The following is a 21,900-nucleotide window of genomic DNA, read 5'->3' as shown; positions in this document are numbered from 1 at the left end:
CGTGCAGAGACCCTCGGGTCGAGCCGATGGCCGGAGTTCAAGACGGATATGGGAGAGCGTGCCGGCCTTAGCAGGCGAGGTCCGCGACGACGGCGTCGAGGATCAGCATCCCGGCCGGCGTGCAGCGCAGGCGCGAATTGCCGAGCCGCTCGATGAAGCCATGGTCGATGAGGAACTGTTCGCGGTCCGGGTCGAGGCCGCGGCCGGAAAGGGTCTGCCAGCGGGCAAGGTCGACGCCCTCCCTGAGCCGCAGGCCCATCAGCAGCAATTCGTCCGCCTGTGCCTCGTATTCCAGCACTTCCTGGTCGACCATGCCGTGGCCTTCGGCTTCCACGAGCTCCAGCCAGCCCTCGGGCCTCCGCTCCGTCGCGGTGGCGATCTTCGCGCCGCCCGTCGTCAGGCGGCCATGGGCGCCGGGGCCGATGCCGACATAGTCGCCATAGCGCCAGTAGGTGAGGTTGTGGCGGCTTTCCGAGCCGGGACGCGCATGGTTGGAGACCTCGTAGGCCGGCATGCCCTCGCGCTCGGTGATCTCCTGCGTCGCCTCGTAGAGCACGGCGGAGTGCTCGCCGTCCGGCACGACCAGCTTGCCGGCCTTGTGCAGACCGTAGAAGGGCGTGCCTTCCTCGATGGTGAGCTGGTAGAGCGAGAGATGGTCGACCGCGTAGGACACGGCCTCCTTCAATTCGCGATCCCATTCCTCCACCGTCTGGTTCGGGCGCGCATAGATGAGGTCGAAGGACATGCGCGGAAAGATGTCGCGCGCAAGGCGGATCGCCTTCAGCGCGTCGGCGACGTCATGCAGCCGGCCGAGGAATTTCAGGTCCCGGTCGTTCAGCGCCTGCACGCCGAGCGAGACGCGGTTGACGCCTGCGGCGCGGTAGCCACGGAAGCGCTCGGCCTCCACGCTGGAAGGGTTCGCCTCCATGGTGATCTCGATGCCGTCCGGCACATGCCAGTGGCGGGCAATGCCGTTGAGGATGGCGTCCACCGTCTCCGGCGCCATCAGCGAGGGCGTGCCGCCACCCATGAAGATGCTGGTGATGGAGCGCGAGCCGGTCAGCCGGCGCATCGTCGCCATTTCCTTCAGGAAGGCTTGCACGAAGCGCGGCTGGTCGACCGGCTGGTGGCGCACATGGCTGTTGAAGTCGCAATAGGGGCATTTGGCGGCACAGAACGGCCAGTGCACATAGATGCCGAAGCCGGGATCGGCAAGGTCCGCTCCCATGCTCGGCCGGATATCGAAGGGCACCGCCGTCATGATGCCTTACGCCTTCAGGCAGGTTTCGACGAAGACCTTGAAGGCGCGGGCGCGATGCGACAGCGCGCTCGCGTCGCCCGGCTTCCAGCCGTGCTTTTCTTCCGCGCTCATCTCGCCGAAGGTCGTGTCAAAGCCCTCCGGCTGGAAGACGGGATCGTAGCCGAAGCCCTTGTCGCCGCGCGGCGGCCAGACCACATGGCCTTCCACCTCGCCGCGGAAGAGTTCCGTATGGCCGTCAGGCCAGGCAAGGCAGAGCACGGAGACGAAGCGCGCGGTGCGGTCCTTTACGTCCGTCGCGCCCTTTTCGGCCAGCGCCTTTTCGACCTTCTCCATGGCCATGGCGAAATCGCGCGTGCCGTCTTCCTTTTCCGCCCAGTTGGCGGTGTAGACGCCCGGCGCGCCGTCCAGCGCATCGATGACGAGGCCGGAATCGTCCGAAAGCGCCGGAAGGCCCGAGGCTTTCGCGGAGGCGAGTGCCTTGATCGTGGCGTTTTCCTCGAAGGTGGTGCCGGTCTCGTCCGGCTCCTCGAATTTCAGTTCGGCGGCGGACTTGGCGGAAAAGCCGAAGGGACCGATCAGGTCCTCGATCTCGCGGATCTTCCCGGCATTGTGGCTGGCGACGACGATCGTCTTGGTATCGAGCTTGCGCATAAGGGGTCCTAAGCGATGTTCCACAGAGCCGGCTCGGCGCATTCGAGGCTGTTGCCGGCGGGGTCGCGGAAATAGATGGAGCGGGCGCCGTTCGGCCAGCGAAAATCCGCTTCGATGGCGATTCCGGCTTCTTCCAGCTTTTTCACCCAGAAATCAAGCGCGGGACCGGCAACGCGGAAACAGGCATGGCCGGGGCCGGCAGCGCCGTGCACCGGCACGGGAAAGGCCTGCGGCGGCGGGGGAACGGCGGTCTCCTTCGCATTGAAGATCAGGAGGACGCCGGGACCGCAACGGAAGAAGACGTGGCGGTTGCCCTGCCGCGTGATCTTCTCCAGCCCCAGAAGGCCGCCATAGAAGGCTTCTGCCGCGTCGAGGTCGTCCGCATAGAGCGCGGTTTCGAGAATGCCTTCGATCGCGGCGGTCATGGTCTTGTGCCCTTCTCAGGCGATGGCCTGCTTCTGCAGGGCGACGAGGTCGGCGATGCCGCCCCGGGCGAGCGCCATCAGGCTGGAGAATTCCTCCTCCGTGAACGGCTTGCCTTCCGCGGTGCCCTGGATTTCGACGATGCCGCCCGAGCCGGTCATGACGAAGTTGGCGTCCGTCTCGGCGGCGGAATCTTCGAGATAATCGAGGTCGATCACCGACTGGGCGGCGAAGATGCCGCAAGAAATGGCGGCGACGTGATCCTTCAGGACCTTCTCGACCTTGATCATGCTGCGTGCTTCCATCCATTTCAGGCAGTCGTGGAGGGCGATCCACGCGCCGGTGATGGAGGCCGTGCGCGTGCCGCCGTCGGCCTGGATGACGTCGCAGTCGACGGTGATCTGGCGCTCGCCGAGCGCTTCGAGGTCGACGATGGCGCGCAGCGACCGGCCGATGAGGCGCTGGATCTCCTGCGTGCGCCCGCCCTGCTTGCCTGCGGCGGCCTCGCGCTTCATGCGGTCGCCGGTGGCGCGCGGCAGCATGCCATATTCGGCCGTCACCCAGCCCTTGCCGCTGTTGCGCAGCCACGGCGGCGTCTTGTCTTCCAGGCTTGCCGTCACCAGCACATGCGTGTCGCCGAACTTGACGAGACAGGAGCCCTCGGCATGCTTGGAAACGTTGCGCTCGAAGGAAACCTTGCGCATCTGATCGGTTTTTCTGCCGGACGGCCGCATCGCGAACTCCTGTCTGAGATGTGTTTGAGGCTGCTTTAGACCGTTTCGCCGGGCGAGGGAATGGCGGAGGGGCAAGGTGGGGGAAAATCCGTTTTGCGCCGGCCGGTGAAATCACTATATTCCGGGCGGACAACAGGGTTGCAGTTCGAAGATGGTTTTGAAGAATCCTCCGGGACCTGACATTCAGGCGGCGCTCGACGAGCGTTCGGGCGAGATCTTCCGCCGCATCGTCGAGACCTATCTGGAAAGCGGCGAGCCGCTCGGCTCGCGCAACCTGTCGCGCATCCTGCCCATGTCGCTCTCGCCCGCCTCCGTGCGCAACGTGATGAGCGACCTGGAGGAGCTCGGCCTCATCTATTCGCCGCATATCAGCGCCGGCCGCCTGCCGACGCAGCTGGGCCTGCGCTTCTTCGTCGACGCCTTCATGCAGGTCGGCAATATCTCCGCCGAGGACCGCGCCTCCATCGAGCGCCACGTGCGCCCGCATGGGCAGAAGCACTCGGCCGTCGAGACCATGATGAACGAGGCGAGCCAGGCGCTGTCCGGCATGTCGCGCGGCGCCGGCCTCGTCATCACCACCAAGAACGACGCCGTGCTGAAGCATGTCGAGTTCATCCGGCTGGAGCCGACCAAGGCGCTGGTCGTGCTGGTGGGCGATCACGACCAGGTGGAGAACCGCATCATCGAACTGCCGGCGGGTGTCACCAGCTCGCAGCTCACGGAGGCTGCGAACTTCCTCAACGCGCATCTTTCCGGCAACACGCTGCTGGAGGCGCGCTCGCAGCTGGAGCGCCTGCGCGGCGAGATCAGCAGCGAGCTGGACAAGCTGTCGCAGGACCTCGTGGAACGCGGCCTTGCCGTCTGGTCCGGCGGTTTCGATGAGGCCAAGCCCACGCGCCTCATCGTGCGCGGCCGCGCGAACCTTCTCGAAGGCCTTGCCGGGGCCGACGATATCGACCGCCTGCGCATGCTCTTCGACGACCTGGAGCGCAAGGACAGCCTGATCGAGCTCCTGAACCTCGCCGAGACAGGACCGGGCGTGCGCATCTTCATCGGCTCGGAGAACAAGCTCTTCTCGCTCTCCGGCTCCTCGCTCATCGTCGCGCCCTACAGGGACGGCGACGACAAGATCGTCGGCGCGGTCGGCGTCATCGGGCCGACGCGGCTCAACTATTCCCGCATCGTGCCGATGGTGGACTATACGGCGCAACTGATGTCGCGGCTTTCGCGCTGAAGCATGCCGCGTGAAGGCGTGCAGCGGCCCCGCGAGAACGGCATGCCATCCGATACGCCGGCTTTCCGGCCGCCAGCCCTTGATTTTTCAGGCCCGAAGCTCGATATCGGGCGCAACCCCTTAGCAATGCAATTCGGAGTACGTCATGACCGACGAGACCAAGAAACACGGACCTGACGAAGCGGTGGACAGCAACCTTGCCGCTGAGGCATCCGCGGCTGACGCCGCCGTCGAGGCGGAAGTCCCGGCCGAACCCGATCCGGTCGAGGTTCTGAAGGCGGAGAACGCCGACCTTCGCGACAAGTACCTGCGCCTCGCCGCCGAGATGGACAACCTGCGCCGCCGCACCGAGCGCGACGTGAAGGACGCCAAGTCCTATTCCGTCGCGGGCTTTGCGCGCGACATGCTGGCCGTGTCCGACAACCTGCGCCGCGCGCTCGACGCCATCCCGTCCGAAGCCCTCGCGGGCGACGATGCCGGCCTCAAGGCGCTGGCGGACGGCGTCGAGATGACCGAGCGTTCCATGCTGTCGGCGCTGGAGCGCCATGGCGTGCGCAAGCTCGATCCGATCGGCGAGAAGTTCGACCCGCATTTCCACCAGGCCATGTTCGAGGTGCCGAACCCCGACGTCGCCAGCAACACGGTCGTCCAGGTCGTGCAGGACGGTTACGTCATCGGCGAGCGCGTCCTGCGCCCCGCCATGGTCGGCGTCTCCAAGGGCGGCCCGAAGGCCCCCGCCGGCGAGACGAGCACCGCGCAGGCCTGACCGGTCTTCCCGACACGTTCCGGCGCCCGCATCCGCAACGGTGCGGGCGTTCGATCGTCGGCAGGCGTCTTCCATTCACGTCCGCGACGCGCTTGTGCATGCATGGTCGAGTCGAGCCCGACCATGATGGAAGATAGTACGGGTGTTTGCCCGGCGCTTTCCCTTGCGGCATTCTCTCCCGCGAGTTCCTGTCCCGAAAGGATATCCCTTGCCTGAGACTGTGTGGATCATTGCGCTCGGCGCAATCGTCGCGGGTTTCGTGCAGGGCCTTTCCGGTTTCGCCTTCGGGCTGGTCGCCATGTCCTTCTGGGCCTGGACGGTGGAGCCGCAGCTTGCCGCGGTGCTCGTCGTCTTCGGCGCGCTGACGGGACAGGTGGTCGGCGCCGTCTCGGTGCGGCGCGGCTTCAGCCTGCCGGTCCTCATGCCCTTCCTGCTCGGCGGCCTCGCCGGGATTCCGATCGGCACGGCGATCCTGCCGCTGCTGGACGCGCGGCTCTTCAAGATTATGCTGGGCTTGCTGCTGGTCGTCTGGTGCCCGATCATGCTGTTTTCCCGCGCCCTGCCGCCGGTGCGGTTCGGCGGGCGCCTCGCGGATGGCGCCGCGGGCCTTGTCGGCGGCATCATGGCGGGCCTCGGCGGTTTCTCCGGCCCGGTGCCGACGCTCTGGTGCACCCTGCGGCAGATGGAGAAGGATACCCAGCGCACGGTCATCCAGAATTTCAATCTCGCAACGCTCGCCGTCACCATGGCGACCTATTTCGCCACCGGCGCCGTCAAGACGGAGATGCTGCCGATGTTCGCCGTCGTCGCCCCGGCCATGCTCTTGCCGACACTGCTCGGTAGCCGGCTCTATATCGGCATCAGCGAGGCGGCCTTCCGCCGCATCGTGCTCGGCCTGCTCACGGCCTCGGGCGCGGCGATGCTCGCCGCCACCCTGCCGCAGCTTCTCGCGTAAAGCCCGCACGAATGAAAACCGCCGCAGGACGTGATGTCCGCGGCGGCTTCACAGGCAATCGAATAGGGTATTGCGCAGCCTCAGGCCGCGGATGCCTGCTCCTCGCTGAGGCAGGCATAGATGGCGCTCTCGCTGTCGGAGGCGCGCAGCTTGGCGACCATGGCCGGGTCACGCAGCACGCGGGCAATGCGCGAAAGGGCCTTCAGGTGGTCCGCGCCGGCGCCTTCCGGCGCGAGCAGCAGGAAGACGAGGTCCACCGGCTGGTCGTCCAGTGCCTCGAAGTCCACGGGGGTTTCGAGCCTCGCGAAGAGGCCGGTGATCTGCGAAAGCTCCTTCAGCTTGCCGTGTGGAATGGCGATGCCATTGCCGACGCCGGTCGAACCGAGGCGCTCACGCTGAAGGATGACGTCGAAGATCTCGCGTTCCGGAATCCCGGTAATCTTTGCCGCTTTTGCTGCCAGCTCCTGAAGCAGCTGCTTCTTGGAATTGGCCTTCATCGCCGGAATAATCGCACTCTGCTGCAGTAGACCTGCCAATGCCATGCTCTTGTCCTCGTGCGCTGGGTGAAGGGTTTGAAGAAGCGTGGTGCCCGTCCCGGCACCACGCTCCCGTCACTCAGCCTTTGATATTGGCTGCATCGATCCAGCCAATATTTCCGTCGTTGCGTCGGTAGACGATATTGAGCTGCTCCGACCCGGCGCTGCGGAAGAGAAGAACCGGCTCGTCCGTCATGTCGAGCGCCATGACGGCGCCCGCGACGGACATGGTCCTGAGTTTCTTCGTGCTTTCCGCGACGATGGTCGGCGCGTAGTCCTCGGGAAGCTCTTCGTCTTCGTCGGGGACCGAATCCATCACCGTGTAGGCCACCTCTGCATAGGCATCATGACCGTTGCCATTGTGGTGTGCCTTGAGTTTGCGCTTGTACCGGCGCAGGCGCTTTTCGATCCGCTCCGAGGCTGCCTGGAAGGCTGCCAGGGGATCGTTGGCCTCGCCATTGGCCTGCAACGCCGTACCCGTATCCAGGTGAAGCTTGCAGTCCGCACTGTAGCGCGATCCCGCCTTTTCCACGGTGACCTGGCTCGAATATCCTCCGTCAAAATATTTGGTAACGGCTTCTCCCACCTGCTCTTCAATACGCTGGCGGAAGCTGTCGCCGATTTCCATATGTTTACCGGACACACGCACACTCATGGAGGGTACCTCTCTTTCATGATTTGCGTACACCAGTCTATTCCAACCTCATCTGCGTTCCAAGCGTTTCACGCACGCGCTGTTTGCTGCATCGCACGCTCGAGAAAAGCGGGGATAGTCTGGAAGTCCGGCCTGCCTTCCCTTCGGAAGTGGGGCGCGCATTAGCCCTTCCAGCCCGCGAAGTCAATCGGCCGATTCAGCCATCGTTAACTTCTCACAGGCGGAAACGCGGCTGTCCCGGGCTTTGTTTCAAGTGGCAGAGGCCTTTGCGAGCGCCCGTTTTTCGCGTCGGCGCTGCACGGAGGAGGGGATGTTCATCGCCTCGCGGTACTTCGCCACCGTGCGGCGGGCAAGCTCCACGCCGCCCTTGCGGAGGGCATCGACGATGTCGTCGTCGGAGAGCACCGCCTCGGGGGCTTCCTGCGCGATCATGCTGCGGATGCGGTGGCGCACGCTCTCGGCCGAATGGGAATCGCCGCCCTCGGCCGAGCCGATCGAGACGGTGAAGAAATATTTCAGCTCGAACAGGCCGCGCGGCGTCAGCATGTATTTGTTCGAGGTGACGCGGCTCACCGTCGATTCATGCATCCTGATCGCCTCGGCGATCGTCTTGAGGTTCAGCGGGCGCAGGTGGTCGACCCCGTTGACGAGGAAGGCATCCTGCTGGCGCACGATCTCGCTCGCCACCTTCAGGATGGTGCGGGCGCGCTGGTCGAGGCTGCGCGTCAGCCAGTTGGCCGTCTGGAGGCATTCGTTGAGGAAGCCGTAGTCCGCGCTGTCGCGGCTCGTGCGGCTGGAAACGGCGGTATAGTAGTCGCGGTTGACCAGCACGCGGGGCAGCGTGTCGGCATTGAGTTCGACATGCCAGCTTCCGTCGGATGCGGTGCGCACGACGATGTCCGGCACCACGGCCTCCGAGGCGCTGGTCTCGTAGCGCGTGCCGGGCTTCGGGTCGAGCTTGCGGATTTCCGCCAGCATGTCGAGGAGGTCCTCTTCGCCCACGCCGCAGAGCTTCTTCAGCGTCGCGAAGTCGCGCCGGGCGAGCAGTTCCAGATTGTCGACCAGCGCCGCCATGGCCGGGTCGAGCCGGTCCCTGGCCCTCAGCTGGATCGCAAGGCATTCGCTGAGCGAGCGGGCGAAGACCCCCGGCGGATCGAGCTCCTGCAGGCGGGCGAGCACGCGCTCGATCTCCGCGGCGGGCTTGCCGAGCTTCGCGGCGGTCTCCGCCGTGCTGCCCTGGAGATAGCCGGCCTCGTCGAGCTGGTCGACGAGATGCTGGGCGATCAGCCGGTCGACGGGACCGGCAAGGGCGAAGGGGATCTGCTCGTTCAGGACGTCGCGCAGCGTCTTGCGGCTCGCCACGAAGTCGTCGAGGTCGTAGCCCTCGCCGTCCCCGCCGCCGCCCGGCATGGACTTCCACTGGCCGATCAGCTCCGGCGCGTCCGCCGCCCGGGGGCCGGCATCGTCGGGAAAGACATTGTCGAGCCCGCCGTCGAGCGTCTCGGGCGCGCTGCCGGCGGTGCCGCTGGTGGCGGTGTCGTAGAGGTCCGCCTGTCCGCCGTCCTCGCCGCGCTCGGTGGGGGATTGCTCGGCCTCGGCGGAAAAACGCTCGTCGCGCGCACCGTCGTCATTCGCGGCGATTTCGAGGAGCGGGTTCTTCTCGACTTCCTGCTCGATGAACTGCGTCAGCTCGCCATGCGTCATCTGCAGCAGCTGTATCGACTGCATGAGCTGCGGCGTCATGACCAGCGACTGGTTTTGGCGCAGGAAAAGGCTGGCGGCGAGGGCCATGCGGACGCTCTACTCTCCGAAAATCCGCCCGAAGCCACAGGATCGGGGCGGCAGAAACCAACTGGCCCAAAAATTGCTTTTTAAAAGCATTTGGTCAAGCGGCAGGCGCGAACTTGGTGAAGATCGCGGCAATCGGGCGCGTTCTGCCCTCAGAGGCTGAAATTGTCGCCGAGATAGAGGCGGCGCACGTCGGCATTGCTGACGATGTCGTTCGCCCGGCCGTGGGTCAGCACCTCGCCGGCATGGATGATATAGGCGCGGTCGATGAGGCCGAGCGTCTCGCGCACGTTGTGGTCGGTGATCAGGACGCCGATGCCGCGCGAGGTGAGGTGGCGCACCAGCGCCTGGATATCGGCGACCGAGATCGGGTCGACGCCCGCGAAGGGCTCGTCGAGCAGCATGAAGGTCGGGTCGGTGGCAAGCGCGCGGGCGATTTCGAGGCGCCGGCGCTCGCCGCCCGAAAGGGCGACGGCGGGCGACTTGCGAAGATGCGAAATCGAGAACTCGGCGAGCAGGCTGTCGAGCTTTTCCTCCCGCCGCGCCTTGTCCTTGTCGTGCACTTCCAGCACGGCGCGGATGTTCTCCTCCACCGTCAGGCCGCGGAAGATCGAGGCTTCCTGCGGCAGGTAGCCGACGCCGAGGCGCGCCCGGCGGTACATCGGCATGGTGGTGACGTCGTGGCCGTTGATCTCGATCGAGCCCTCGTCGACGGGCACGAGGCCGGTGATCATGTAGAAACAGGTCGTCTTGCCGGCGCCGTTCGGGCCGAGCAGGCCCACGGCCTCGCCGCGCCTGACGACGAGCGACACGCCGTTGACGACGCGCCGGTCGCGATAGGTCTTCGTCAGCCCCCGGGCAATGAGGGTCCCTTCGTAGCGCGACAGGTCGGCGCTGCGGTGGGGTTCCTGCGCACCCTTCTTCGGGTGGCGCGTCAGGCGGGTGAGCAGGGAAGATGACACGGGAGAAGCGCTATATCAGTTCGTTTTCTGGCGGGATTTGGGGTCGAGCTGGATCATGACGCGGCCGCCGCAGGCATCCAGCTTCGCTTCGCCGGTGCGCATGGTGACGGAGAGCTGACAACCGACGAAGACGTTCTCGCCTTCCGACAGCACCACCTTCTTGCCCTTGAGGACCAGCGTCTCGTTGTCGAGGTTGAACGTGCCGGTATCGGCGGTCGCCTCCTGCGTCTGCGACTTCAGGTAGACCTTGTCGAAGACGTCGATCTTCTCGATGTCGGCATTGCCGCTGGCGACGGAGCCCTTGCCGCCCGACTTGTAGTGGACGACCATGCGGCCTGCCTGCAATGTCGTCGTGCCCTGCACGACCTTCACATTGCCGGTGAATTCGGCCTTGTTCTCCTGGTCGCGAATCTCCAGCGCGTCGCTCTCGATCTGGATCGGCTGGTCGTTCGAGAGCTGCACGCCCTTCATCTTGCTCGCCGTCTGCTGGGCGCCGGCATGGCCCGCGGCCAGTGCGAAGCCCGCGGCAAGAACGAAAAGGCTGGCGGCCCGGGCGGGGGCGGAGAGGGTGGCGAACATGGCGCTGTTACTTTTCCCGGTTGCGGATGGCGGCAGGGTCGACATCGACGACGACCTTGCCCTCGAAGACGACGACACGGCCTTTATCCGTCATTCGCAGCGACTGCGCAACAATGGATGCGCCGGGCGAGCGGATGGAAACGGGGTCCTTCGTCTCCATCGTCCCGCCGTTGATGTCGAGATGGGCCGAACGGAAGTCGGCGGCAAGGCCGGTATTGAGGTTGATGGTGAAGGGCCGGGTCATGTCGAGCTGGTTCTTGCCGCGGTCGTAGACGCCGGTCTCGGCCTTTACTTCCGCGGTGGTCGTGTCGTTGACCGGCATCTTCGCCGTGATGTTCTCGAGCGTGATGACGTCGGGCGTCTTCATGTCCTGCAGAGCCCGCTCGGCCTTCATCGAATAGCTGATGCCGTCCTTGTTGCGGCCGGCGATCGCCGGATAGCGCATCACGATCTTGCCGTCCTCGATGGTGGCGCTCTCCACATGGAGGTCGGAGGGCAGGTAGGTGCGCACGATGGAGACGACGGCGAAGATCGCGGCGATGATCAGGGCTGCGACCGGCAGGGCGATCTTGAGGATCCGCACGCGCGCGGAATGGCGCGTCGCCAGGCGATAAGCCTCGGCGGAAATGCCCATGCCCTGTGCACCGGTCGGTGCTTCTGTCACGCTGTTCAGCATAGTGCCTGCTTGAATGGTCCGGTTCCGGCCCTCGCCGCGCATGAGGGGCCGCAACTATAACGGGCCCCATATGGCGATTATTCCTGAACAAACAATGGATGTCCAAGAAAGTTCGGCGACGAATTGCCATTTGAGCGGGGAATGCCATATCGATAGGGCCTTCTGCAAGCCACCTTGATGCGAGGCGGCCATCAGCACCGAGGACAGGACATGGAACAATCCGCCATCGCCGACCGCCGGCAACTGCGCCGCAAGCTCACCTTCTGGCGCGTCGCGGCCGTGCTGATCGCGCTCGCGGCGATCTGGGCCGCCGTCGCCTGGCGCGCGCCCGACATCGGTTCGGGCGACCATATCGCCCGCATCGGCATCTCCGGCATCATCCAGGACGACAAGGATCTCCTGGAGCGTCTCGACCGCATCGCGAAGAACGACCGGGCCAAGGCGCTCGTCGTGACGATCTCCTCGCCCGGCGGCACGACCTATGGCGGCGAGGTGATCTTCAAGGCGCTGCGCAAGGTGGCGGAAAAGAAGCCGGTCGTCTCGGACGTGCGCACGCTCGCCGCCTCCGCCGGCTACATGGTCGCGACGGCGGGCGATACGATCGTCGCCGGCGAAAGCTCGATCACCGGCTCCATCGGCGTGCTCTTCCAGTATCCGCAGATGAAGGAGCTGATGGACAAGATCGGCGTCTCGCTGGAGGAGATCAAGTCCGCGCCGCTGAAGGCCGAGCCCTCGCCCTTCCATCCGGCGAGCGAGGACGCCAAGGCGATGATCCGCGCCATGGTGATGGACAGCTACGACTGGTTCGTCGACCTCGTCGCCGAGCGCCGCAAGCTGCCGCGCACCGATGTGCTGCGCCTTGCCGACGGCAGCATCTTCACCGGCCGGCAGGCACTCGCCGCCAAACTGGTCGACACGCTCGGCGGGCCGGAGGCGATCCGCGCCTATCTCGACACCCGCAAGGTGGCCAAGGACCTGCCCTTCGTCGACTACGAGCCGACGAACCGGTCGGGCATTCCCTTCATCGGCGGCAGCATCCGGGAATTGGCCCGCTCGGTGCTCGGCCTGTCGCTCGACCTTCAACCGACGATCGAAAAGCTGGCCGGCGAAAAGTTGTTTCTTGACGGTCTTGTTTCGGTTTGGCAGGTTGATCGCGATTGAAAAACAAGAATTTTTAAGGGGGATACCGTGATCAAGTCGGAACTGGTCCAGATCGTCGCAGCCCGTAATCCCCATCTCTATCACCGCGATGTCGAGAACATCGTCAACGCGGTGCTGGACGAGATCACGGATGCGCTGGCCGGGGGCAACCGGGTGGAGCTGCGCGGCTTCGGCGCCTTCTCCGTCAAGAACCGCCCCTCGCGCTCGGGCCGCAACCCGCGCACGGGCGACGCGGTCTTCGTCGAGGAGAAATGGGTTCCGTTCTTCAAGACGGGCAAGGAACTGCGCGAGCGCCTCAATCCCGGTCAGGCCGATCAGGACGATTGAAGCAATTCCGGCGGGCAGCGTGAAACGGCCTTGCGGGGATTGCCAGGGGCAGGGCGGGGCTTCCCGCCGGCGCCGCGCGCAAGAAAGGTGACGCAATGGTCAAGAGAATAGTCAACGTCCTCATCCTGATTCCGATCGCCATCGTGCTGATCGTGCTGTCGGTGGCGAACCGGCAGTCGGTGACGCTGGCGCTCAATCCGTTCCGGCCGGAGGACAGCGTGCTCTCCGTCACCGCGCCCTTCTTCGTCTATCTCTTCCTCGCGACGATCCTCGGCCTCATGCTCGGCGCGCTCATCACCTGGTTCACGCAGGGCAAGCACCGCAAGCGCGCCCGCATCGAGGCGAGCGAGGCGGTCAAGTGGCACACGGAGGCCGAAAGGCATCGCGGCCGCGCCGAAGCGCTGGCCTCGCAGGCCGTCGTGCCGGTTTCCGGGAAATGATCAGGCGGCTTCGCCGTTCAGCTTCGCGCCGAGATCGGAGAAGAACTGCGTCGCCAGTTTCCTCGACGTCGAATCGATGAGGCGCGAGCCGAGCTGGGCGAGCTTGCCGCCGATCTGCGCCTTCACGTCATAGGCAAGGATCGTCTCGCCGCGGTCCTCGATGAGGCGGACATCCGCGCCGCCCTGCGCGAAGCCCGCGATGCCGCCCTTGCCCTCGCCGGAGATCGTGTAGCTTTCCGGCGGGTTGAGGTTGGAGAGCGTCACCTCGCCGTTGAACGTCGCCGAGACCGGGCCGATCTTGATCTTCACGGTCGCCTCCAGCTCGTTCGGCGATTTCAGGGTCAGCGACTGACAGCCCGGAATGCAGGCCTTCAGGATCTCCGGATCGTTGAGCGCGGCCCAGACGGCCTCGCGCGGGGCGGCAATACGTTCTTCGCCGGACATGTCCATGGTCGATCCTCCTGCCTGGAACGGTTCCAAATTTATCGCAATCGGAAAGCGCTTTGCCAAGTGGGGGAGGGATGGTATGGGAGCCGCTTGTTTTCCGGCTTTGCCGGCAAGGTTTCAACCGACGACGGACGATCGATCGTGAAGGACAAGCACCGCCGGCCGAAGAGCGGCCCCGCCGCGCCCGCCAAGGCGAAGGCCCATGCGCGGCCGGCCGTGAAGGCTGAGGCTCCAAGGGCCGCGGCATCCAGGCCGCCGGCCCCGAACAGGGAGCCGCGCCCCGCGCCCGAGGCCCCCGCCCGCCCGCTGCTCCGCCGCGAGGGCGACAAGCCCGCCGAGCGCGTGCCGGTGATCCTGGAGACCGCCGGCTCCGACCAGTACCGCCTCATCGACAGCGGCGCCGGCGAGAAGCTGGAGCAATACGGCCCCTACCGCATCGTGCGCCCGGAAGCACAGGCGCTCTGGCAGCGCAGCCTGCCGGCCGCGCTCTGGGACAAGGCCGACGCCCTCTTCACCGGCGATACGGACGAGGACGGGATGGGCCGCTGGAAATTCCCCAAGGCGGCGCTCGGCGAGACCTGGCCGATGCAGCTCCTCGGCGTCGATTTCCACGGCCGCTTCACCGCCTTCCGCCATGTCGGTGTCTTCCCCGAACAGCTCGCCCATTGGCGCTGGATGAAGGAGAAGGTCGAGGCCGCCGGCCGCCCCGTCAAGGTGCTGAACCTCTTCGGCTATACCGGCGTCGCCTCGCTGGTCGCAGCCGCCGCGGGCGCGGAAGTCACCCATGTCGACGCCTCGAAGAAGGCCATCGGCTGGGCGCGCGAGAACCAGGCGCTCGGCCGCATGGAGAAGCTGCCGATCCGCTGGATCTGCGAGGATGCGATGAAGTTCCTCCAGCGCGAGGAGCGCCGCGGCAGCAAGTACGACATCATCCTCACCGACCCGCCGAAATTCGGCCGCGGGCCGAACGGCGAGGTCTGGCACCTCTTCGACCACCTGCCCTTGATGCTCGACATCTGCCGCGAGATCCTGTCGCCGAAGGCCATCGGCCTCGTGCTGACGGCCTATTCGATCCGCGCGAGCTTCTATTCCATCCACGAACTGATGCGCGAGACCATGCGCGGGGCCGGCGGTACGGTGGAATCGGGCGAACTCGTCATCCGCGAGAGCGGCCCGGACGGCGGCGAGGCCGGCCGCGCCCTCTCCACCTCCCTCTTCAGCCGATGGATCAGCGCATGAGCCACGACCACCATGGAGCCCGCCGCGTCGGTCAGGTGAAGGAGGTCACGAGCCTTTCGAACCCGATCGTCAAGGACATCAAGGCGCTGTCCGACAAGAAGCACCGCGACGAGACGAAGAGCTTCATGGCCGAGGGCCTGAAGCTCGTCATTGACGCGCTGGAACTCGGCTTCGAGATCAGGACGCTGGTCTATGCCAAGAACGTCAAGGACAAGCCGCAGGTCGTGCAGGCCGCGACGAAGACCGTGGCGCGCGGCGGGCTGGTGCTGGAGGTCAGCGAGAAGGTGCTCTCCTCGATCACGAGGCGCGACAATCCGCAGATGGTCGTCGGCATCTTCACCCAGCGCTGGACGAACCTCCGGGACCTGAAGCCCAAGGCGGACGAGACCTACGTGGCGCTCGACCGCGTGCGCGACCCCGGCAATCTCGGCACGATCATCCGCACGGCGGACGCGGCGGGCGCGAGCGGCGTCATCCTGATCGGCGAGACGACCGATCCCTATTCGATGGAGACCGTGCGCGCCACGATGGGCTCGGTCTTCGCCCTGCCGCTGGTCAAGGCCAGCCCCGCCGACTTCCTCGCCTGGAAGAAGGGCGCCGGCGTTTCCGTCGTCGCCACGCACCTTGCCGGCGCGGTCGACTACCGCACCATCGATTATAAAAGGAAGCCCGTCGTCCTCCTCATGGGCAACGAGCAGGCGGGCCTGCCGGACGCGCTCGCCCGCGAGGCCGATGCGCTCGCCCGCATCCCGCAGGCCGGCCTTGCCGATTCGCTGAACCTCGCCATCGCCACCGGCATCATGCTCTTCGAGGCGCGCCGCCACCTCCTGACGCTGGAAGAGCGCGCATGAACGAACGCATTCCGCTTTTCTCCCGGCCGCTTCCGGTCGTCGTCTTCATCCTGCTCGCGCTGCTGCTCGATCAGGCGGTCAAGTTCGCCGTCGAGTCCTGGCTTCCCTTCCAGGAGGCGGTGCATGTCGTGCCCATGCTGGCGCTCTACCGCACCTACAATTACGGCGTCGCCTTCTCCATGCTGTCGGGCATGGAGGGCTGGTTCATCGTCACGCTCCGGCTCTTCGTCGTCGCCTTCGTCGTCTGGCTCTGGCGGCAGACGCCCAAGGCGCGGGGGCTTGCCCATGCCGGCTATGCCTTCATCATCGCCGGCGCCTTCGGCAACCTCATCGACCGCGCGCTCTTCGGTTACGTGATCGACTATGTGCTCTTCTATACCGAGACCTGGTCCTTCGCCGTCTTCAACCTTGCCGACAGTTTCATCACCATCGGCGCGGGCCTCGTCATCCTCGACGAGCTCCTGTCGATGCGCCGCGCGAAACGTTAAAATTCGAACGACTTGCTGAAGCCGTTCTGAACGGTCCGCATGCTATGCGGGCCTCATGAGCGAACCTGTCAAGCTACAGAACCGGCTCAAGGCCGAATTTGCCGAGGCGCCGCCCCGTTCCCCCCGCACCCGTTCCGAAAGGGCGGCGGCGCCGGATGACCGCGCCATGGAGGCGCCCGCCAGCGCGCCGGTGCCGGACAAAAATCTTCCATTCCGGGCCATCCTTTCCGGCCTCGTCCTGTTCCTTTCCGGCCTGGCGCTGGCGACGGGCCTCTCGTCCGGCTTCCCTATCGCCGCCACGGGCCTTGGCCTTGCCGGCGTTGCGGGCGCCGCCTTCCTCTTCTTCACGCGCCGGCCCGCGACGGGCGTCGAACATGCGCGCGACCGCTCCTGGGAGCGCAGCGAGACCTCGCAGATCCTCTCGGCCATCCATGACGTGCTCGGCGACATCGTCGTCGTGCGTGCGCTCGACGGCCGCATCCTCAGCGCCAATGCCGTGCTCGGCGAGCTGACGGGTATTGTGGAAGTAGAGGGCAGGACATGCGAGGCGCTCGGCCTCACCTTCCGCTCGCAGGCGATCCCCCATCGCTACGACGTCGATGTGGCCGGCCCCGCCTGCCGGCGCGTCTATTCCTGGCACGACGTCACCGTGCGCGATCCCGCCTCTGGCGAACTGGTCGTCCACTCCATCGCCCGCGACGTGACGGAGGAGCGCCTTGCCGAGGGCGAGCGCGAACGCGCCCGCCAGCGCGCGGAGGAGGCGAGCGCCGCGAAATCGCGCTTGCTCGCCACCGTCAGCCACGAGATCCGCACGCCGCTCTCCGGCATTCTCGGCATGTCGCACCTCATCGGCCAGACGCGGCTGACCGCCGAGCAGAAGAACTATCTCGCCGGCATGCGCCAGTCCGGCCACGCGCTGGTGCAGCTCGTCGACGACCTCCTCGATTTCTCGACCATCGAGGCCGGCCGCTTCCAGCTCCGTCCCTCGGAAGAGCCGGTGCGCCCGATGCTGGAAAGCGTCGTGGAGATGCTCTCCCACCGGGCGCATGAGAAGGGCATCGAGATCGGCTCCTTCGTGGCGCCGGACGTGCCGGGCCTCCTGATCTACGATGCGCCGCGCCTGCGCCAGGTGCTCTACAACGTCGTCGGCAATGCCGTGAAGTTCACCCATGCCGGCGGCGTCTCGCTCGACACCGCGCTGGACCACGGCGCCGTCGTCATCCGCGTCACCGATACCGGCCCCGGCATGAATGCGGAGGAACAGGCCCGCATCTTCGAGGAGTTCGAGCAGACCGGCAGCCCGGCCCAGCGCAGCGGCGGCACCGGCCTCGGCCTTGCCATCTCCGCCCGCATCCTGAAGGAGGCCGGCGGCGCGCTGACGCTCGAAAGCACGCCCGGCAAGGGCAGCACCTTCACCATCCGCATGCCCGTCGATATCCGCACGCCGAAGACCGCGCGCGGCTCGCGCAAGGGCATCCTTGCCGGCAGCCTCGTCTTCCTGCTGGCCCCCGCCGGCCCGGCCTCGGCGGCGCTCGCCCGCACCGTGGAGGCCCTCGGCGGCGCCTGCCACCTCGCCACCTCCGCCGACGAGGCGCTCGACCTCGTGCAGCATCTTTCCGGTCGCAAGGCGAAGCTCACCGACATCATCGTCGACAACCGCCTTGCCGGCGCCTATCGCCGCGACCTCGCGGATATTGCCTTCCTGCGCGACAGCAACGCGCGCCGCATCTATCTCGTCAATCCGGAGGAGCGCGGCGGCCGCGCGCTCGGCAATGGCGAGGGTTTCGATTCCTGGCTCATCCGGCCGCTGCGCGAGCGCTCGCTGGTCGAGGTGCTGCGCGGCCGCATGAAGGGCGTGGAGGTTCGCGACGCGATCAACGACAACCGCCCGATCCTCAAGGACCTGCCGCAGCAGGCGGCGTCTCCCGTACCGGCAGAGCCCGCCGGCATCCGCATCCTGCTGGCCGAGGACGATCCGGTGAACGCCATGCTGGTGCGCTCCGTGCTGGAGCGGGCGGGCCATACGGTGCGCCATGTGCCGGATTATCCGGCGCTCGTTGCCGCGCTTGCCGGCGCGACGGCGGCCGGACCCTTCGCGGCCGACCTCATCGTCACCGACCTCGGCATGCCGGGCGGCGACGGCAGGGAGATGATCGCGCGCATCGTCCGGCGCGACTACGGCAATGCGGCCCTGCCGGTGCTGGTCCTGACAGCCGACAGCCGCGCGGGTCTGCGCGAGGAGCTTCTGGCCGTCGGCGCGGACGCGGTGCTGGCAAAGCCCGCCGATCCCGTGCGGCTCATCGCCGAGATCGACCGGCTGGCGCGGCGCGCCAGCGCATAGGCGGGCACGCTTTGGGGTGTTCAAGCCTGCGTTGCGTCATTATCCTGTTGCAGAATCGTGGTTAAACCCACGAAGCTTCGCTTGACAGGTGCACCGCCATGACGCTCGACCTCGCACAGACCATCGCCCCGGCGGAAGTCGCCCAGCAGCCGGCTCCGGCCGCGGGCCGCACGGGCACGGACGTGCTCGGCCGCATCGGCAATCTCGAAACGCGCGTCGCCCGCTCCGTCTCGGAGATCGATGCGGCGCAGGCCGTGCGCTACCGCGTCTTCGCCGAGGAGATGAACGCGCAGCTCTCGCCGGACGCCGTGCGCCGCAAGCGCGATATCGACGCCTGGGACATGGTCTGCGACCATCTCCTCGTGCTCGACACCGCCATCGAGGGCGATGCCGAGGAGCAGATCGTCGGCACATACCGCCTGCTGCGGCAGGATGTCGCCATGGTCTCCGGCGGCTTCTATTCCCAGTCGGAATTCGACGTCGATACGCTGATCGCCCGGCATGCGGACAAGCGCTTCATGGAGCTCGGCCGCTCCTGCGTGCTGCCGGCCTACCGCACCAAGCGCACGGTGGAGCTGCTCTGGCAGGGCGCTTGGGCCTATTCGCTGAAACACGGCATCGACGTGATGTTCGGTTGCGCCTCGTTCCACGGCATCGTGCCGGAGGAACATGCGCTGGCGCTCTCCTTCCTGCACCACAATGTGCTGGCGAAGGACGAGTGGCACGTCTCGGCCCGCCCGGAGCTCTTCCGCACCATGGACCTGATGCCGTCCGAGGGCGTCGACGCGCGCAAGGCGCTCTCCGCCATGCCGCCGCTGATCAAGGGCTACCTGCGCCTCGGAGCGGCCATCGGCGAGGGCGCCGTCGTCGATCACGGCTTCAACACGACGGACGTGCTGATCGTCCTGCCGATCGGCAAGATCTCCGGCCGCTACCTCAATTATTACGGTGCGGACGCCGGGCGTTTCGCGAGCTGAACAGGAATTAGGCAACAGCCGACAGGCAGCAGGGATATTTCTTCGCCTACTGCCTACTGCCTAAACCCCCGAATTATACGCCGCCAGCGTCGCCATGTTGACGATGTCGCTGTCCTTGGCGCCCATCGTGACGATCTGCACCGACTTGTCGAGGCCGACGAGCAGCGGGCCGATCACCGTCGAGCCGCCGAGTTCCTGGAGCATCTTGGTCGAGATCGACGCCGAGTGGAACGCCGGCATGACCAGCACGTTGCCGGGGCCGGAGAGGCGGCAGAACGGATATTGCTCCATCATGCGCGGGTTGAGCGCCACGTCCGCGGCCATCTCGCCGTCATATTCGAAATCGACGCGGCGGCGGTCGAGGATCTTCACCGCCTCGCGCACCCGCTCGGAGCGTTCGCCCGACGGATGGCCGAAGGTCGAATAGGCGAGCATGGCGACGCGCGGCTCGTAGCCGAGGCGGCGGGCAAGGCCGGCCGCTTCCTCCGCGATATCCGCCAGCTCCTCCGAGGAGGGCATGTCGTGCACGGCGGTGTCGGCGACGAGCACGGCGCGGCCGCGGCAGAGCGCCAGCGAGGCGCCGATGACCCGGTGGCCCGGCTTGGCGTCGATGCAGCGGCGCACATCCTCCAGCGCGGTGGAATAGTTGCGGGTCAGGCCCGTCACCATCGCATCGGCATCGCCGAGCGCCACCATGCAGGCCGCGAAATGGTTGCGGTCGTTGTGGATCAGGCGCTGGGCATCGCGGAAGAGATAGCCCTTCCGCTGCAGGCGGGCATAGAGATAGTCGATATAGACGTTGTTGCGCGTCGAGATGCGGGCGTTCACCAGCTCGATGCCGGGGCGCTCGAGGTCGATGCCGGCCCGTTCCGCCGTTTCGCGGATATGCTCCTCGCGGCCGAGCAGGATGGCGGTGCCGAGCTGCTGGTTGGCGTAGGAGACGGCCGCGCGCATCATCTGCTCCTCCTCGCCCTCGGCGAAGACGACGCGCTTCGGCTGGCGCCGGACGCGGGCATAGATCTGCTGGAGCGTCGAGGCGATCGGGTCGCGGCGGGCGCGCAGGTCCCGCGCATAGGCGTCGAGGTCGGGAATGTCCTTGCGCGCGACGCCGGTCTCCATCGCCGCCTTGGCGACGGCGACGGGGATTGCCGAGATGAGGCGCGGATCGAACGGCACGGGGATGATGTATTGCGGCCCGAAGCGCGGGCGCACGCCCTGATAGGCGGCGGCGACGTCGTCCGGCACGTCTTCCTTGGCAAGATGCGCCAGCGCCTCGGCGGCGGCGATCTTCATCGCGTCGTTGATGGTGGAGGCGCGCACGTCGAGCGCGCCGCGGAAGATATAGGGGAAGCCGAGGACATTGTTGACCTGGTTCGGATAGTCCGACCGGCCGGTCGCGACGATGGCGTCGTCACGGATGCGGGCGACCTCCTCCGGCGTGATCTCCGGATCGGGATTGGCCATGGCGAAGATGATCGGCTTCGGCGCCATGGAGCGGATCATCTCCTCCGAAAGCGCGCCCTTGGCCGAAAGGCCGAAGACGACGTCGGCGCCTTTCATGGCCTCGGCCAGCGTGCGGCGATCCGTCTTGACGGCATGCGCCGACTTCCACTGGTTCATGCCGTCTTCGCGGCCCTGGTAGATAACGCCCTTGGTGTCGCAGAGGATGACGTTCTCGGGCGCAAAACCCATCGACTTGATCAGCTCGATGCAGGCGATGGCGGCCGCGCCCGCGCCGTTGCAGACGAGCTTGGTCGTCTTGAAGTCGCGGCCCGTCAGCGCCAGCGCGTTGATGAGGCCGGCGGCGGCGATGATGGCGGTGCCGTGCTGGTCGTCGTGGAAGACCGGGATGTCCATCAGCTCGCGCAGGCGCTGCTCGATGATGAAGCAATCGGGCGCCTTGATGTCTTCCAGGTTGATGCCGCCGAAGGAGGGGCCGAGATAGCGCACGCAGTTGATGAACTCGTCGACATTCTCGGTATCGACCTCGAGGTCGATGGAATCGACGTCGGCGAAGCGCTTGAAGAGGACGGACTTGCCTTCCATCACCGGCTTGGAGGCGAGCGCGCCGAGATTGCCGAGGCCGAGGATGGCGGTGCCGTTGGAGATGACGGCGACCATGTTGCCGCGCGTCGTGTAGTCGTAGGCAAGGCCGGGATCATCGGCGATGGCCTTCACGGGCACGGCGACGCCCGGCGAATAGGCGAGCGAGAGGTCGCGCTGCGTCGCCATCGGCTTGGTCGGCGTGATCTCGAGCTTGCCGGGACGGCCGTTCGCGTGGAAATCCAGCGCCTCCTGGTCCGTGACGGTTGCCCTCTGGCGATCTGATTTGTCGGTACCCGGCATGCTCCCCCCTTCACACTCCTGTGGGCGATAGGCCCATAGCTGCTGACAGCTGTTGTTTTCTAT

23 protein-coding genes are annotated in these 21,900 nt (G+C 66.3%); 11 read left to right on the top strand and 12 right to left on the bottom strand.

The window, feature by feature from the left end; translation table 11 throughout:
- Window positions 1–67: 67 nt before the first annotated feature.
- From hemW to rph, 4 genes are read right to left on the bottom strand one after another with little or no spacing between them, the layout of a single operon-like run.
- Window positions 68–1,261: a radical SAM family heme chaperone HemW gene (gene hemW / locus ACZ1A1_RS17760; RefSeq protein WP_463620953.1), complete on the bottom strand. Its 1,194-nt coding sequence runs from the start codon at window positions 1,259–1,261 to the stop codon at window positions 68–70.
- A gap of 6 nt (window positions 1,262–1,267) precedes the next feature.
- Window positions 1,268–1,912 (bottom strand): RdgB/HAM1 family non-canonical purine NTP pyrophosphatase, encoded by a 645-nt coding sequence (gene rdgB, locus ACZ1A1_RS17755; protein ID WP_463620952.1) that lies wholly within the window; start codon window positions 1,910–1,912, stop codon window positions 1,268–1,270.
- An 8-nt stretch (window positions 1,913–1,920) separates the two neighbouring features.
- Window positions 1,921–2,337: a VOC family protein gene (locus ACZ1A1_RS17750; RefSeq protein ID WP_463620951.1), complete on the bottom strand. Its 417-nt coding sequence runs from the start codon at window positions 2,335–2,337 to the stop codon at window positions 1,921–1,923.
- A 15-nt stretch (window positions 2,338–2,352) separates the two neighbouring features.
- A complete protein-coding gene (gene rph / locus ACZ1A1_RS17745) occupies window positions 2,353–3,069 on the bottom strand; it encodes a ribonuclease PH (protein ID WP_318910698.1) in 717 nt (238 codons plus the stop codon).
- Between the two features lie 151 nt (window positions 3,070–3,220).
- Here rph and hrcA point away from each other — a divergent pair, with 151 nt between their 5' ends.
- The 3 genes from hrcA to ACZ1A1_RS17730 all read left to right on the top strand — a co-directional run bounded on the left by hrcA (window position 3,221) and on the right by ACZ1A1_RS17730 (window position 6,024).
- The gene (gene hrcA / locus ACZ1A1_RS17740) at window positions 3,221–4,303 is read left to right on the top strand and encodes a heat-inducible transcriptional repressor HrcA (protein ID WP_313195583.1); all 1,083 of its coding nucleotides are present in this window, start codon (window positions 3,221–3,223) and stop codon (window positions 4,301–4,303) included.
- A gap of 145 nt (window positions 4,304–4,448) precedes the next feature.
- The gene (gene grpE / locus ACZ1A1_RS17735; RefSeq protein WP_463620950.1) at window positions 4,449–5,069 is read left to right on the top strand and encodes a nucleotide exchange factor GrpE; all 621 of its coding nucleotides are present in this window, start codon (window positions 4,449–4,451) and stop codon (window positions 5,067–5,069) included.
- A gap of 208 nt (window positions 5,070–5,277) precedes the next feature.
- Window positions 5,278–6,024, top strand: coding sequence for a sulfite exporter TauE/SafE family protein (locus ACZ1A1_RS17730; RefSeq protein WP_463620949.1), 747 nt, complete (start codon window positions 5,278–5,280; stop codon window positions 6,022–6,024).
- An 80-nt stretch (window positions 6,025–6,104) separates the two neighbouring features.
- Here the strand turns inward: ACZ1A1_RS17730 and ptsN are convergent, their stop codons facing one another.
- The 6 genes from ptsN to lptC form a co-directional block, all read right to left on the bottom strand.
- The gene (ptsN, locus tag ACZ1A1_RS17725) at window positions 6,105–6,566 is read right to left on the bottom strand and encodes a PTS IIA-like nitrogen regulatory protein PtsN (protein WP_119257409.1); all 462 of its coding nucleotides are present in this window, start codon (window positions 6,564–6,566) and stop codon (window positions 6,105–6,107) included.
- 73 nt (window positions 6,567–6,639) lie between these two features.
- On the bottom strand, window positions 6,640–7,215 hold the full coding sequence (gene hpf / locus ACZ1A1_RS17720) for a ribosome hibernation-promoting factor, HPF/YfiA family (RefSeq protein WP_313195586.1): 576 nt from the start codon (window positions 7,213–7,215) through the stop codon (window positions 6,640–6,642).
- A gap of 249 nt (window positions 7,216–7,464) precedes the next feature.
- Window positions 7,465–9,006, bottom strand: coding sequence for an RNA polymerase factor sigma-54 (rpoN, locus tag ACZ1A1_RS17715; RefSeq protein WP_463620948.1), 1,542 nt, complete (start codon window positions 9,004–9,006; stop codon window positions 7,465–7,467).
- A 149-nt stretch (window positions 9,007–9,155) separates the two neighbouring features.
- On the bottom strand, window positions 9,156–9,953 hold the full coding sequence (gene lptB / locus ACZ1A1_RS17710; protein WP_409530062.1) for an LPS export ABC transporter ATP-binding protein: 798 nt from the start codon (window positions 9,951–9,953) through the stop codon (window positions 9,156–9,158).
- Between the two features lie 27 nt (window positions 9,954–9,980).
- The gene (locus ACZ1A1_RS17705) at window positions 9,981–10,544 is read right to left on the bottom strand and encodes an LptA/OstA family protein (RefSeq protein WP_234189057.1); all 564 of its coding nucleotides are present in this window, start codon (window positions 10,542–10,544) and stop codon (window positions 9,981–9,983) included.
- Window positions 10,545–10,551: 7 nt separating this feature from the next.
- Entirely contained in the window at window positions 10,552–11,220 is a 669-nt protein-coding gene (gene lptC / locus ACZ1A1_RS17700) for an LPS export ABC transporter periplasmic protein LptC (RefSeq protein WP_313195588.1), read from the bottom strand.
- Window positions 11,221–11,430: 210 nt separating this feature from the next.
- Between lptC and sppA the strand changes: the two genes are divergently transcribed.
- The 3 genes from sppA (at window position 11,431) to ACZ1A1_RS17685 (ending at window position 13,148) form a co-directional block, all read left to right on the top strand.
- Window positions 11,431–12,381, top strand: a complete 951-nt coding sequence (gene sppA / locus ACZ1A1_RS17695) for a signal peptide peptidase SppA (RefSeq protein ID WP_463620947.1) — start codon at window positions 11,431–11,433, stop codon at window positions 12,379–12,381.
- Window positions 12,382–12,390: 9 nt separating this feature from the next.
- Window positions 12,391–12,708, top strand: coding sequence for an integration host factor subunit beta (locus tag ACZ1A1_RS17690; protein WP_162911428.1), 318 nt, complete (start codon window positions 12,391–12,393; stop codon window positions 12,706–12,708).
- A gap of 95 nt (window positions 12,709–12,803) precedes the next feature.
- Entirely contained in the window at window positions 12,804–13,148 is a 345-nt protein-coding gene (locus ACZ1A1_RS17685) for a DUF1049 domain-containing protein (RefSeq protein ID WP_463620946.1), read from the top strand.
- Here the strand turns inward: ACZ1A1_RS17685 and ACZ1A1_RS17680 are convergent, their stop codons facing one another.
- Entirely contained in the window at window positions 13,149–13,598 is a 450-nt protein-coding gene (locus ACZ1A1_RS17680) for an SRPBCC family protein (RefSeq protein WP_463620945.1), read from the bottom strand. It abuts the gene before it with no gap.
- A gap of 138 nt (window positions 13,599–13,736) precedes the next feature.
- Here ACZ1A1_RS17680 and ACZ1A1_RS17675 point away from each other — a divergent pair, with 138 nt between their 5' ends.
- The 5 genes from ACZ1A1_RS17675 to olsB all read left to right on the top strand — a co-directional run bounded on the left by ACZ1A1_RS17675 (window position 13,737) and on the right by olsB (window position 19,491).
- The gene (locus ACZ1A1_RS17675) at window positions 13,737–14,834 is read left to right on the top strand and encodes a class I SAM-dependent methyltransferase (RefSeq protein WP_463620944.1); all 1,098 of its coding nucleotides are present in this window, start codon (window positions 13,737–13,739) and stop codon (window positions 14,832–14,834) included.
- Complete coding sequence (locus ACZ1A1_RS17670) at window positions 14,831–15,685, top strand: TrmH family RNA methyltransferase (protein WP_463620943.1); 855 nt, start codon at window positions 14,831–14,833, stop codon at window positions 15,683–15,685. The genes ACZ1A1_RS17675 and ACZ1A1_RS17670 overlap by 4 nt, the downstream gene beginning before the upstream one ends.
- Window positions 15,682–16,173: a signal peptidase II gene (gene lspA, locus ACZ1A1_RS17665; RefSeq protein WP_463620942.1), complete on the top strand. Its 492-nt coding sequence runs from the start codon at window positions 15,682–15,684 to the stop codon at window positions 16,171–16,173. Before ACZ1A1_RS17670 ends, lspA begins: the two co-directional genes overlap by 4 nt.
- 55 nt (window positions 16,174–16,228) lie before the next feature.
- Window positions 16,229–18,514 (top strand): hybrid sensor histidine kinase/response regulator, encoded by a 2,286-nt coding sequence (locus ACZ1A1_RS17660; protein ID WP_463620941.1) that lies wholly within the window; start codon window positions 16,229–16,231, stop codon window positions 18,512–18,514.
- A 98-nt stretch (window positions 18,515–18,612) separates the two neighbouring features.
- Window positions 18,613–19,491, top strand: a complete 879-nt coding sequence (gene olsB / locus ACZ1A1_RS17655) for a l-ornithine N(alpha)-acyltransferase (protein ID WP_313195595.1) — start codon at window positions 18,613–18,615, stop codon at window positions 19,489–19,491.
- A 60-nt stretch (window positions 19,492–19,551) separates the two neighbouring features.
- Here olsB and ACZ1A1_RS17650 read toward each other — a convergent pair whose 3' ends face one another.
- A complete protein-coding gene (locus ACZ1A1_RS17650; RefSeq protein WP_463620940.1) occupies window positions 19,552–21,837 on the bottom strand; it encodes an NADP-dependent malic enzyme in 2,286 nt (761 codons plus the stop codon).
- Between the last annotated feature and the right edge of the window lie 63 nt (window positions 21,838–21,900).

This window comes from Shinella sp. R2-11, assembly GCF_055330205.1.
This window is presented reverse-complemented; position numbering and strand designations above follow the sequence as displayed.